11 protein-coding genes are annotated in these 12,622 nt (G+C 63.1%); 3 read left to right on the top strand and 8 right to left on the bottom strand.

Annotated features, from left to right (window positions below; translation table 11 throughout):
• Positions 1-14: 14 nt before the first annotated feature.
• The 7 genes from AC0C6X_RS11480 to AC0C6X_RS11450 form a co-directional block, all read right to left on the bottom strand.
• Entirely contained in the window at positions 15-776 is a 762-nt protein-coding gene (locus tag AC0C6X_RS11480) for a sugar phosphate isomerase/epimerase family protein (protein ID WP_472953174.1), read from the bottom strand.
• A 43-nt stretch (positions 777-819) separates the two neighbouring features.
• The gene (locus AC0C6X_RS11475) at positions 820-1,509 is read right to left on the bottom strand and encodes a D-lyxose/D-mannose family sugar isomerase (RefSeq protein ID WP_472953171.1); all 690 of its coding nucleotides are present in this window, start codon (positions 1,507-1,509) and stop codon (positions 820-822) included.
• Between the two features lie 5 nt (positions 1,510-1,514).
• Entirely contained in the window at positions 1,515-3,989 is a 2,475-nt protein-coding gene (locus AC0C6X_RS11470; protein ID WP_472953168.1) for a beta-mannosidase, read from the bottom strand.
• A gap of 150 nt (positions 3,990-4,139) precedes the next feature.
• Positions 4,140-5,234 carry an ABC transporter ATP-binding protein gene (locus tag AC0C6X_RS11465; RefSeq protein ID WP_173516778.1) on the bottom strand — a complete coding sequence of 365 codons (1,095 nt, stop codon included), beginning with the start codon at positions 5,232-5,234 and terminating at the stop codon, positions 4,140-4,142.
• A 4-nt stretch (positions 5,235-5,238) separates the two neighbouring features.
• Entirely contained in the window at positions 5,239-6,180 is a 942-nt protein-coding gene (locus AC0C6X_RS11460) for a carbohydrate ABC transporter permease (protein ID WP_376741653.1), read from the bottom strand.
• Position 6,181: 1 nt separating this feature from the next.
• Positions 6,182-7,090 carry a carbohydrate ABC transporter permease gene (locus tag AC0C6X_RS11455; RefSeq protein WP_173516780.1) on the bottom strand — a complete coding sequence of 303 codons (909 nt, stop codon included), beginning with the start codon at positions 7,088-7,090 and terminating at the stop codon, positions 6,182-6,184.
• A 209-nt stretch (positions 7,091-7,299) separates the two neighbouring features.
• Positions 7,300-8,535 (bottom strand): ABC transporter substrate-binding protein, encoded by a 1,236-nt coding sequence (locus tag AC0C6X_RS11450; RefSeq protein ID WP_173516781.1) that lies wholly within the window; start codon positions 8,533-8,535, stop codon positions 7,300-7,302.
• A 520-nt stretch (positions 8,536-9,055) separates the two neighbouring features.
• On the opposite strand from AC0C6X_RS11450, the gene AC0C6X_RS11445 reads away from it, so the two are divergent.
• Positions 9,056-10,114, top strand: a complete 1,059-nt coding sequence (locus tag AC0C6X_RS11445; protein ID WP_247960922.1) for a LacI family transcriptional regulator — start codon at positions 9,056-9,058, stop codon at positions 10,112-10,114.
• Between the two features lie 112 nt (positions 10,115-10,226).
• A complete protein-coding gene (locus tag AC0C6X_RS11440) occupies positions 10,227-11,849 on the top strand; it encodes an ABC-F family ATP-binding cassette domain-containing protein (RefSeq protein ID WP_173516783.1) in 1,623 nt (540 codons plus the stop codon).
• A gap of 217 nt (positions 11,850-12,066) precedes the next feature.
• On the opposite strand, the gene AC0C6X_RS11435 is transcribed toward AC0C6X_RS11440, so the two are convergent.
• Positions 12,067-12,225 (bottom strand): hypothetical protein, encoded by a 159-nt coding sequence (locus tag AC0C6X_RS11435; protein ID WP_247960923.1) that lies wholly within the window; start codon positions 12,223-12,225, stop codon positions 12,067-12,069.
• A 69-nt stretch (positions 12,226-12,294) separates the two neighbouring features.
• Between AC0C6X_RS11435 and AC0C6X_RS11430 the strand changes: the two genes are divergently transcribed.
• Positions 12,295-12,622 (top strand): helix-turn-helix domain-containing protein (locus AC0C6X_RS11430; RefSeq protein WP_472953164.1); only part of this gene is annotated, 328 nt, incomplete at its 3' end.

Below are 12,622 nucleotides of genomic sequence, written 5' to 3'. Positions count from 1 at the left end.
GATGAACCTGCTTCTCAATAGGATTGGATGGAGGCGAGCGAGCGCTTGGCGAAGCGCTTGAAATCGCTCGGATTGTCGTGCTCCGCGATGAAGTAGCGGGCCTTGGTGGAGGCAAGCGCCTGGAACAGGCCCTTCCAGTCGACGATGCCCTCGCCGACATCGGCCCAGCCGTCCTCGTCCTTTTTCTCGCCGGCCGGCGCGATGTCCTTCACGTGCACGGCGGTGATGCGGTCGCCGTATTTCCTGATCCAGGCGATCGGATCGGCACCGCCGCGGATGATCCAGGCGATGTCGGCCTCCCAGGAAAGATCCGGGCCGCCCGCGAAGATCAGGTCCTGCGGGATGCTGCCATCGGGAAGCGCTGCGAATTCGAAATCGTGATTGTGCCAGCCGAAGGTCAGCCCGGCGTCGCGATAGGGCTTGCCGGCCTTCTGCAGCCGCTCGCCGAAGGCACGCCAGCCGGCGGCGTCCGTCGGGCGCTGGTCGGGCATCAGGTAGGGGCAATAGATCGCCTTGATGCCGAGCGCCTTGGCGATCTCGAGCACGCGCGCCGGATCGCTCTCCAGCATGTCGAGACCGAAGTGGGCAGTCGGCATGGCCAGGCCATTGCTGTCGAGCCCTTCCTTGAAACTCGCGATCTCCGCGTCGCTGAGCGCCGCATAGAGCGCGCCGTAACCTTCGACCTGGCTGTAGCCGGCCTCACCGAGCGCCGTGAGCACGTTGGCGAAAGGCGGGAAATTGCGGGCGCTATAGAGCTGGAAACTGACGTCCTTCATGAAATCCTCCTCGTTTGGTCCTTTGGTCTTGGGATTGCTGGGATCACTTGAGCCAGGTGTCGTAGTCCGACACCAGCAAGTGGGTGGGTGCCGTGTCCTCCTCGATCGCCGAGAAGCGGCCGACGGGTTCGCGGAAATAATTGTCGGTAAGATCGTCGTTGACGGTCGAAACCTCGCCCATCAGCACGTCGGCGCCTTCGGCCCAGAAGGCGTGCCAGTTGCCGGGCAGAAGCGTGACGCTTTCGCCAGCCTTCAACTTCAGCAAATCACCGGCTTTCAAGCGTCGCAGCCGCGCATCGGTGGCGACGACGACATCGCTCTCCTCGTCGACGGAACCATCGGGCCTAGAATTGTACATCTGCAGCACCAGCGCGCCGCCGCCCCGATTGATGATGTCCTCGGTCTTCACCGCGTGGCGGTGCAACGGATTGACCTGGCCCTTGGCGGTGATCATCAGCTTCTCGGCATAGACCATGCCCTGCCCGGTCCTGAGGTTGGAAGCGTCGCCGTTGCGGAGCGTGAAGAGCACCAGCCCGAATTCGTCGAAGCGACCCTTGCCGTAGTCGGTGATGTCCCAGCCGAGGCGAGCATCGAAGATCGTCGGGCTGTCGGAGGCGACACGCGCCTTCAACTGCTCCGGCGACCAATAGGCAAAGGGCGGCAGCGTGAAGCCGAAGCTCTTCATGAAGGCATCGCTCTTGGCGATGATATCGTTGACGTGGCTGCGTTTCATGGCGGTCAACCCTTTCCCTGGCTGGATTCGAGATCGAAGGCGGAGAAGCGCGGGAACTCACCGAGGCCAAGCAGTTCCTTCGACGTAAATCGGACGATCTTCGTTTCGCCGGCCAAGAGGTCGAAGGCATTGTCGGAGTAGCGGCCAGGGACGTCCGCCTCGATCATCACGTGCAGCGCCAGCCCGCTTGCGCTGACGGTGACGTCGAACGCGCCCTCGCCTACTGGAGCGACATCGAGCGTCAAACCGGAGGGCATGAGGTCGAGCGCCTTGTAGGTGCCGTTGACGTGATGGCCCTCGCCGCGCATCGCGTTCGACGCCTCGAAGGACCAGAACAGCAAGCTGTCGGCGGGAATATCGGAAGCCGCGATCGTCACCAGCGTTGCCGCGCGATCCGGGCTGCAGGTGCCGGCGGCCGCCGTCAGCGGCGTGCGCTTGCCATCGAGCGAAACGAGGAAGGTCTGAAGCTCGACCGTCACGGGCTCGGCGGTGTCATTAACCATCGAGAAGGCGATGTTCTTGCCGTCCGCGGACGGAATCGCCGCAACCGAGACCGGCTGGAAGAAGCGCCGGACCATGTAGTGCATCGCCTTCCAGCTGCCGCCATAGTCGAGGCTCGACCAGGAGGCGACCGGCCAGGTGTCGTTGAGCTGCCAGTAGAGCGTGCCCATGCAATGGGGTTTCAGCGAGCGCCAGTAGTCGACGGCGGTACGGATCGCCAGCCCCTGCTGGATCTGGCTGAGATAGACGAAAGCCGGGAAGTCCTTGGGAAAGCGGAAGTAGCGGAACATCGTGCCGGCGATGCGTTCGTTGCCGCCGACATTCTTCTGGTGGCTCTCCATGACGGGCGACGCGATGTTGAGGTCCTTTTCCGCCGCAAACTGCCGGATGACCGGCATCGACGTGTAGGACTGGAAGCCGAACTCCGAGCAGAAGCGCGGGCGCACGCTGCGGTAATTGTCGAAAGACTTGTTCTCGTGCCAGACCGACCAATAGTGCATGTCGCCGGAGCCATCGGCATGCCAGGCATCGCCGAAGTCGAGATAGCCCGACGCCGGGCTCGACGGCCACCAGATCGCTTCCGGCAGCGCCGCTTTCAGCGCCACTTCGATCGTGCGGTTCAGCCGGTCATAGGAGACGAGATAGCGATCGCGGTCCTTGCGCGGTTCATCGAACCAGGTGAGCGCACCGACGAGCTCGTTGTCGCCGCACCAGACCGCGATCGACGGATGGGTCGACAGGCGCTTGGCCTGATAGTCCACCTCGGCCGCGACGTTTTCCAGGAAATCCGGGGTCGAGGGATAGAGGTTGCAGGCGAACATGAAGTCCTGCCAGACCATCAGTCCCAGCCGGTCGCAGAGATCGTAGAACCAGTCCGGCTCGTAGAAGCCGCCGCCCCAGACGCGGATCATGTTCATGTTGGCGTCGACGGCCGAGGTCAGTAGGTCTTCGACGCCCTCCCGCGTCACCCGCGACGCCAGCGCATCGGCCGGGATCCAGTTGGCCCCCTTGCAGAAGATCTCGCGGCCGTTGACGCGGAAGGCAAAGCGGCTGCCGGCCTCGTCCTTGTCGGTCAGCAGTTCGATGGTGCGGAAGCCGATCTGGCGGGTCACCTGCTCCTGCGGCACCTCGACGGTCAGGACCGACAAGTGCTGCTCGCCGCTGCCGGCCGGCCACCAGCGCTTCGGCTTGGCGACGGTGAAGACATGGGTGATGCGGGTCTCCCCTTTGCCGACGGCGCAGTCCAGCCGCTCGCGGTCCACGTCGAGCGAGAAATGTATGGGCACGATGCCGGGCGCATCGGCAAAGAGCGTCACAGTCACCACGAGGTCGACGGCGCCATCCTCCAGCCAAATCTGCTTTGTCGTGACATGCTCGATGCGGGCGGTCTCCAGCCGGCAGAGCGCGATCTCGCCATAGACACCGAGCGGCGCGATCGCGAGGTTCCAGTCCCAGCCGAAATGGCATTGGGGCTTGCGCAGCATGTTGCCATTGGCGATCGGCGAATTGCCGGGATGATAGGGCACGTAGAAGGGCTGTGCTGCCTGACGGCGGGCGCCTTCCGATATCGAGGACCGTAGCGCGATGCGGATGTGGTTCTCACCGGCGACGAGCGCCTTCGAGACATCCGGCCGATAGCGGCGGAAGCAATTATCCGCCTCGAGCACCAGCCGGTCGTTGACGAAGACCGAGGCAACCGTGTCGAGGCATTCGAGGTCGAGATACCAGTAGCCCGAGAGGTCACCGGCTGCGACCGTAACCGAGCGTTCGATCACCCAGTCCTTGTGCGCCACCCACTGCACGTCGTTCTCGTTGCGGCCGACATAGGGGTCGTCGATCGCGCCGGCCCTCAGCAAAGCCGAGTGCACATCACCCGGCAGCGCCATCGCCAGCGTGTGACTGTGGTCGACGGAAGAGAGCTGCCAATCGCCTGCGAGGTCGAGACGGATGGCGGTGCGGGTGTAGTCCTCGGAGAGCATTGTCGTATTCCACTGGTCGGCCGGCACAGGCGCCGGCGCTGTCATCGCCGGGATGGGCCGGGCAGCATTCCGCCCGGCGCCACCCCCTATTCTCTACGTCCGCGCGTATCGTTTCCGCAAAACCGCTTCACACCTTTGCGCGACATGCAGCTAAATGCGATTCTCGCTCGTCGCATCGAAGATCGAGGCAACGCCCATGTCGAAGGAAAGCGTGACCGCCGTGCCCGGCGCATAGCGCCGCTGGCCGGCGATGCGCACCGACATCGACTGCCCGGCGAGCTTCAGCCACAACAGGTTGTCGGCGCCCATCGGCTCCTCGATATCGACGACCGCCCGATGCGAGGCCGCCGCCCCGCTCGCCACCTCGTCGACGCGCACATGTTCGGGCCTCAGGCCGAGAACGACCTTCTGCCCATGCACGAACGGCGCCCGTGACGGGTAGGCCGATACGTCGAAATCGACGCCGTTGACGTGGACGTAGGCGCGCTGATCGCGAAGCTGCAGGTCGCCGCGGAAGAAGTTCATCGACGGCGAGCCGATGAAACCGGCGACGAACAGGTTTTCCGGCGCGTTGTAGATCGTCATCGGGTCGGCAAGCTGCTGGATCACGCCGCTCTTCATGACGGCGATGCGGTCGGCGAGCGTCAGCGCCTCAATCTGATCGTGCGTGACGTAGATCATCGTGTTCTTCAGCGACTGGTGCAGCCGCTTGATCTCGACGCGCAGCTCCGAGCGCAGCTTGGCATCGAGGTTGGAGAGCGGCTCGTCGAAGAGGAACACGTCGACATCGCGCACCAGCGCCCGGCCGATCGCCACGCGCTGGCGCTGGCCGCCGGAGAGTTCCGAGGGCTTGCGCTTCAGGAGCGGCTGGATCTGGAGGATTTCGGCGGCGCGGCTGACGCGCTTGTCGATCTCCTCCTTCGGGACCTTCGCGACCTGCAGGCCGAAGGAGAGGTTCTTCTCCACCGACATCTGCGGATAGAGCGCGTAGGACTGGAACACCATGCCGATGCCGCGGTCCTTGGGCTCCTCCCAGGTGACGTTCTTGTTCTTGATGAAGATCTGCCCGTCGCTGACATCGAGCAGGCCGGCGATGCAGTTGAGCAGGGTGGACTTGCCGCAGCCCGAAGAGCCGAGCAGCACCAGGAACTCGCCGTCCTTGATGTCGAGGTTGAGCGTGTCGAGCACAGTCACGGCGCCGAAGCTCAACGACAGGTCTTTGACCGATACGCTGACGTTTTGCATGTTGTTACCCTTTCACTGCGCCGGCGGCGATGCCGCGAACAAAAAGCCGTCCGGAGACGAAGTAGACGAAGAGCGGAACCGCCCCGGTCAGGATCGTCGCCGCCATGTTGACGTTGTATTCCTTCACGCCCTGGACCGAGTTGACGATGTTGTTGAGCTGGACCGTCATCGGATAGTATTCCGGCCGGGTGAACACGACGCCGAAGAGGAAGTCGTTCCAGATGCCGGTGACCTGCAGGATCATCGCCACGACGAAGATCGGCAGTGACATCGGCAGCATGATCTTGAAGTAGATCGTCCAGAAGCCCGCGCCATCGACGCGCGCCGCCTTGAACAGTTCCTCCGGCAGACCGGCGAAATAGTTGCGGAAGAGCAGCGTCAGGATTGGCATGCCGAAGATGGTGTGCACGATGATGAGGCCGGTCAGCGTGCCGTAGATGCCCATTTCGCGGAGCACGATGACGATCGGGTAGATCATCACCTGATAGGGAATGAAGGCGCCGACGATCAGGATCGTGAAGAACAGTTCCGCCCCCTTGAAGCGCCAGTTGGCAAGCGCATAGCCGTTGACCGAGGCGATCGCGATCGAGACGATCGTCGAGGGAACGGTGATGCGCACCGAGTTCCAGAAACCGCGCGAAAGCCCGTCGCAGTTGAGCCCAGTACAGGCGCTCGCCCAGGCCTTGACCCAGGGCTCGAAGGTGATTTCGAGCGGCGGGGCGAAGATGTTGCCGAGCCGGATTTCCGGCATGCCCTTCAGCGAGGTCATCACCATCACGTAGAGCGGCAGCAGGTAATAGAGCGCCACGACGATCAGCGTGCCGTAGATCACGATATTGCGAGAGGACAGCGCCCGGCGGGGTTTCCGCCCACGAGGACCGGCGACGACCCGGTCGACTTGTGCCTTGGGTGCGGCCTCTTCGGCGACCGAATTGAAAGCAACGATATCAGACACGCTTGCGCCCTCCCCCGAATTCCAGATAGGCCCAAGGCACGATGATGATGGCGACGGTGATGAGCATCATGGTCGAGGCGGCGAAGCCCTGGCCGAGGTTCTGCGCCTGGAACATGTAGTCGTAGACGTATTTGGCCGGCACTTCCGAGGCGATGCCGGGACCGCCGCTCGTCTGCGCCACGACCAGGTCGTAGACCTTGACGATGCCGCTGGCGATGATGACCAGCGTGGTGATGAAGACGCCGCGCATCATCGGGATGACGACGAAGAGATAGGTCTTCCACATGGGAATTCCGTCGACGCGCGCGGCCTTCCAGATATCCTCGTCGATACCGCGCAAGCCCGCGAGCATCAGGCACATCACGAGCCCGGTTCCCTGCCAGAGTGCGGCGATCAGAATGCCGTAGATGACGATGTCGGAATTGTAGAGCGGGTCGAAGGTGAAGCTCTCCCAGCCGAGCGAGCGCACCACCGACTGGATGCCGAACTCCGGGTTCAGCAGCCATTGCCAGACTAGGCCCGTGACGATGAAGGACAGGGCGAAGGGATAGAGCATGATGGTGCGGAAGGTGTTCTCGAAGCGGATCTTCTGATCCATCAGCGCCGCCAGAACGAAGCCGATCACCAGGCTGAAAATCAAAGAGAAGATGCCGTAGATCGCCAGATTCTGCACCGAGACGAGCCAGCGCGGCGCATCCCAGAGGCGTTCGTACTGATCGAGGCCGACGAAAGAGAGCCGCGGCAAGAGCTTGGAATTGGTAAAGGAATAGACGACCGTCCAGATCGTGCCGCCGAGGAAAATCACCACGGCCGTCAGGATCATCGGGACGGAGGCAATTTTCGCATTCAGGTTCCGCAGCCACTGGTTCGGTCGGCCCGAACCCTCACTGTAACCCGCCATGTTTCGTTCCTCCGGAACTGCAATGGGTTTCGGACGATGGGCAGCGCCGCGCGTTCCGCGCGTCCCGCCGCATCAGGGCGACAACCGCTCCTGAAGCGCCGTGCGAGACCAGCCCGCACAGGCCACCGGTGCGGCTCACGCCGCCCCGAAAGGGAGGCCTCGGCCGGCTCCACCACCTCGGCGGAGCCGGTCAATCAAGGCAGTTGCGGTCACTCCGCCGCGGCGATGATCTCGGCGAAACGCTTCTGCGCGTCTTCCGGGGTGATCGACGGGTTGGCGAAGAATTCGGAGAACAGGTCCTCCTTCTGCTTCTGGCTGTCAGCCGAAAGCAGCTGGTCCGTGCCCTGGATCACATTGCCCTTGGCAAGGATGTCCAGGCCCTTCTTCATGCAGTCGTTGGCGGCGGCGAGATCGACGTCACCGCGCACCGGCAGCGAGCCCTTCTTGAGGTTGAAGGCGACCTGCGTCTTCGGATCGAGCAGCGTCGATGCGAGCGCTTCCTGGGCCTTGGACTTCTCCTCGTCCTTCAGGAGCGGGAAGTAGAAGGCGTCGCCGCCGGTGGAGATGATCTCGTTGACGCCGAGGCCCGGCAGGCAGGTGTAATCCGTTCCAGCCTTCTGGCCGGCGAGAGCAAACTCACCCTGCGCCCAGTCGCCCATGATCTGGCCGCCGGCCTTGCCGGTGATGACCATGTTGGTGGCCTGGTTCCAGTCCTGGACATTGGTGCCCTTCGACATGCGGCGGGCGTCATCAGCAGCCTTGAAGACCTTGGCGATTTCCGGGCCTGCCGCCACTTCCTCGTCCTTGTCGCCGAAGACCTTCTGGAAGGTGTCCTTGCCGGCGATCGCGACCATCAGCACGTCGAAGGCGCCGGCTGCCTGCCAGGGCTGACCACCGACGGCGAGCGGCACGATGCCGGCCTTTTCCAGCGCCGGTGCGGCGGCCACGAACTCATCCCAGTTCTTCGGCACTTCGACGCCAGCTTTCTTGAAGGCGGCGTTCGACAGCCACAGCCACTGCCAGGAATGGATATTGACCGGCGCGCAGTAGATCTTGCCGTCGATCGTGCAGGAATCGAGCAGGCTCGCCGGCTTGATGATGTCCTTCCAGTTCTCGCGGGTGGCGACATCGGTCAAGTCGCGCATCAGCCCGGATTGAACCAGCTCTTCCGCCTGGCGGCCATGGTTGAACTGGGTGGCGCCCATCGGGTCGCCGCCGGTGATGCGGCTGATCATGATCGGGCGGGCGGTACCGCCGGATCCGGCGATCGCGCCATCGACCCAGTGATTGCCCGTCGCATCGAAAGCCTTGGCCAGTTCCGCGACCGCGGCCGCTTCACCGCCGGACGTCCACCAATGGGTCACTTCAAGATCGGCAGCATTGGCTGCGCTGAGCGGCAGGGCCACGGCGGCCGAAAGCGCGATGGCGAAAGAACGTAAATTCATGAGTCTCCTCCCTCACTGTAACGTTACCGTAAAAAACTTAATGCAATCGATTACAGGACGCAACACCCACCACAATCGATTTAAACAGAATCTTAGAAAACAGCTATTGCGTGCATATGACATCAGGGATCCAAAGCGCTTTGCGCGTCCGACGTGTCCGTCTGCATCATTCAGGAGTCTTGCTTATAGCTTTGATATCTATGCTATTTCTCCATGCAACAAGCGCCGCGGCGAAAATCGTCATCTCGCAAACGCAAAAAACATCCGCACGGCATCGAGATTCAACCAGACCGCTTCATCTTTCGCAGTGCAGCAACAAAAATGCTCGACATCGCAACTGTATCGTTACAGATTTGAAGCAATTCTCTCCGTCCGAAGCAGGATAGCCGCTCGCTGCTTTTCGTATATAAGGCGATGAAGTGACGCGGCGGGCAGCAGTGGACAGGGCTGAACCGACGCGTTTCGCTGCCGGACGGACAATGCCGGCAGCGCGCGGGCAGAGAATGGGCGGGTGACGGCAATGGACAGCAAGACGAAAAACAGGCCGCAGACGCCGCCGCCGGACGGTGGCCGGCCAACCCTGAAGACGATCGCCTTCATGACCGGGCTCGGCATCACCACGGTGTCGCGGGCGCTGAAGGATGCGCCCGACATCGGCGCGGAAACCAAGGAGCGCGTGCGCCTCGTCGCCAAGCAGATCGGCTATCAGCCGAACCGCGCCGGCGTGCGCCTCAGGACCGGCAAGACCAATGTCATCAGCCTGGTGCTGACATTGGAAGAAGAGATCATGGGCATCACCAGCCCGATGGTCGTCGGCATCACCGAGATCCTCGCCGGCACGCCCTATCATCTGGTCGTCACGCCCTATAGCGCCGTCAAGGATGCGCTGGCGCCGATCCGCTACATTCTCGACACGGGTGCGGCCGACGGCGTGATCATCTCGCGCACCGAGCCGCACGACCCGCGCGTGGCGCTTCTGACCGAGCGCGGCCTGCCGTTCGTCACCCATGGCCGCACCGAGATGGGCATCGTCCACCCCTATCACGACTTCGACAACGAGCGCTTCGCCTATGAGGCGGTGCGCAAGCTCGTTGCGCGCGGGCGCCGCCGGCTGGTACTGCTCGAGCCGCCGCCGCATCTCACCTTCTATTCGCACATGCGTGCCGGCTTCGAGCGGGGCCTGCGCGATTTCCAGGCGGATGCGGTCAGCTTTCACCAAACCAACATCGACCATTCGCTCGTCGAGATCCGCGACGCCTTCGAGGTGCTGATGCGCTCGGAGGATGCGCCCGACGGCATCGTTTCCGGCAGCGGCTCCGGCGCGATCGCGCTGATCGCCGGCCTGGAGATGGCCAAGAAGAAGCTCACGGAGGACTGCGACATGGTCTCGAAGGTCCCGAGCGACTTCCTGCGCTGGCTGCGGCCGGAGGTCATGACCATGTACGAGGACATCCGCGTCGCCGGCCGGGAGCTCGCCAAGGCGGTGATCGGCCATATCGACGGCGCGCCGGCCGAAACGCTGCAGAGCCTCAGCCAGCCGGAGTTCCAGCCACCGATCATCCGCGGTTTGCGGGCATAGAGAAATCCGGAAATTCCCTTGCTGTCTTGCTTGTAACGCAGAAACCTGCGACAGGCCGGGGCAACATTTCGGCGCAAGTGCGCCCCTCTCCTCCCTCCAGGCTACCGCAGACATGATCCGCATCGAAAACATCAGCAAGCAGCTCAGCCACCGCATCCTGTTCATCGAAGCTTCGGCCGCGCTCAATCGTGGCGAAAAGGTCGGCCTCGTCGGCCCGAACGGCGCCGGCAAGACCTCGCTCTTCCGCATGATCACCGGCGAGGAACTTCCGGATGAGGGCCAGGTCGCCGTCGATAAGGGCGTGACCATCGGCTACTTCAACCAGGACGTCGGCGAAATGGCCGGCGGCAGTGCCGTTGCCGAGGTCATGAACGGTGCGGGTCCGGTGAGCGAAGTCGCCGCCGAGCTGCACGAGCTCGAGGCCGCGATGGTCGATCCGGATCGTCTCGACGAGATGGACGCGATCATCGAGCGCTACGGCGAGGTGCAGGCGCGCTACGAGGAGCTCGGCGGCTACGCGCTCGAGGGTCGCGCCCGCGAAGTGCTGGCGGGCCTGAGCTTCAGCCAGGAGATGATGGACGGTGACGTGTCGGCGCTTTCGGGCGGCTGGAAGATGCGCGTGGCGCTTGCGCGTATCCTGCTGATGCGGCCCGACGTGATGCTGCTCGACGAACCGAGCAACCATCTGGATCTCGAAAGCCTGATCTGGCTCGAAGATTTCCTCAAGAACTACGACGGCGCGCTGATGATGACCTCGCACGACCGCGAGTTCATGAACCGCATCATTACTAAAGTTATCGAGATCGACGGCGGCTCGCTCAACGCCTATTCCGGAGACTACGGTTTCTACGAGCAGCAGCGCGCCCAGAACGAGAAGCAGCAGCAGGCGCAGTTCGAGCGCCAGCAGGCGATGCTTGCCAAGGAGATCAAATTCATCGAGCGCTTCAAGGCGCGCGCCTCGCACGCAGCCCAGGTGCAGAGCCGGGTGAAGAAGCTCGACAAGATCGACCGTGTCGAGCCGCCAAAGCGCCGCCAGTCGGTCGCCTTCGAGTTCCGCCCGGCGCCGCGCTCCGGGGAAGATGTCATCAACATCAAGGGCGTTCACAAGAAATACGGCAGCCGCAGCATCTATGAGGGGCTGGACTTCATGGTGCGCCGCCGCGAGCGCTGGTGCATCATGGGCGTCAACGGTGCCGGCAAGTCCACGCTGCTGAAACTCGTTGCCGGCTCCACCGAACCGGACCAAGGCAACGTCACCCTCGGCGCCAGCGTCAAGATGGGTTACTTCGCCCAGCACGCCATGGACCTGCTCGACGGCGACCGCACGGTACTGCAGCAGCTCGAAGACACCTTCCCGCAGGCCGGCCAGGCGCCGCTTCGCGCGCTTGCCGGCTGTTTCGGCTTTTCCGGCGACGACGTCGAGAAGAAGTGCCGCGTGCTTTCCGGCGGCGAGAAGGCGCGCCTGGTAATGGCAATCATGCTCTTCGATCCGCCGAACCTGCTGGTGCTCGACGAGCCGACCAACCACCTGGACCTCGACACCAAGGAAATGCTGATCAAGGCGCTGGCGGAATACGAAGGCACCATGCTCTTCGTCTCGCACGACCGCCACTTCCTCGCCGCACTCTCCAACCGCGTGCTGGAGTTGACGCCCGAAGGCATCCATCAATATGGCGGCGGCTATACCGAATATGTCGCCCGCACCGGCCAGGAGGCCCCGGGGCTCAGGAGCTAAGCGTCAGCCTGCCGGCCCGCTGCTTTCGCCAAGCCTGGCCACGCCTTTCCGTTCGGAACCATCTCGGCCGTCAGCGGTTATCCTGTTGACGCAGGCAGCGCATCGTCAAGGGGGCTTCGCGCGTCCCATGGACCGTGATGCTGAGGTGCCGACGGTGCGTTGCCGCCATCGTTTGCTGGTAACGATGAAAGCGCGTGGGCATCATGAAGACCAAGCACTATGTGCTGCAAATTTTTCGGGCCGCCTTCACCGACAGGCTGTTGCTGATCATCGTTGTGTTGATGATCGCCTCGCTCTTCGCCGTGTTGCCGATCAAGTCATGCTCCAATCCGGGCCCATCGAGCGGTCCCGGTTCGGCGGAGATATCGACGCCCATATCGAGGTCCTAGTGTCCTGATCGATAAATTTGTGCGATCATTTTCCCTGTTTGAGAAGGGGATGATCGATGGGCAAAGCGGCGGTTGCGATTGTTTTGACGGGTGAGGAGCGCGGTGAACTGGAGACATTGGTTCGCCGCCGCGGCACGGCGCAGGGCCTGGCGCGGCGGGCCCAGATCGTGCTGATGGCCGCGGACGGCGTTGAGAACAAGGAGATTGCCACGCGGCTTGGCACGATGCCGAACACGGTGGCCAAATGGCGACGGCGCTTCGCCGAGCAGCGGCTCGATGGGCTTTACGACGAGCCGCGTCCCGGCGCGCCGCGCCAGATCGGCGACGAAGAGATCGCCGAGACGATCCGGTTGACGCTGGAGACGACACCGCCGGACGCCACCC

The organism is Ensifer sp. VA4 (assembly GCF_055710065.1).
Note: the sequence above shows the minus strand (reverse complement) of the source record. Positions and strands in the feature narration are given on the sequence as shown.

Bases quoted from the DNA above. Each gene is read 5' to 3' on its own strand.
- AC0C6X_RS11480 (WP_472953174.1), bottom strand. From the start codon at position 776: ATGAAGGACGTCAGTTTCCAGCTCTATAGCGCCCGCAATTTCCCGCCT.
- AC0C6X_RS11475 (WP_472953171.1), bottom strand. From the start codon at position 1,509: ATGAAACGCAGCCACGTCAACGATATCATCGCCAAGAGCGATGCCTTC.
- AC0C6X_RS11470 (WP_472953168.1), bottom strand. From the start codon at position 3,989: ATGCTCTCCGAGGACTACACCCGCACCGCCATCCGTCTCGACCTCGCA.
- AC0C6X_RS11465 (WP_173516778.1), bottom strand. From the start codon at position 5,234: ATGCAAAACGTCAGCGTATCGGTCAAAGACCTGTCGTTGAGCTTCGGC.
- AC0C6X_RS11455 (WP_173516780.1), bottom strand. From the start codon at position 7,090: ATGGCGGGTTACAGTGAGGGTTCGGGCCGACCGAACCAGTGGCTGCGG.
- AC0C6X_RS11450 (WP_173516781.1), bottom strand. From the start codon at position 8,535: ATGAATTTACGTTCTTTCGCCATCGCGCTTTCGGCCGCCGTGGCCCTG.
- AC0C6X_RS11445 (WP_247960922.1), top strand. From the start codon at position 9,056: ATGGACAGCAAGACGAAAAACAGGCCGCAGACGCCGCCGCCGGACGGT.
- AC0C6X_RS11440 (WP_173516783.1), top strand. From the start codon at position 10,227: ATGATCCGCATCGAAAACATCAGCAAGCAGCTCAGCCACCGCATCCTG.
- AC0C6X_RS11435 (WP_247960923.1), bottom strand. From the start codon at position 12,225: ATGGGCGTCGATATCTCCGCCGAACCGGGACCGCTCGATGGGCCCGGA.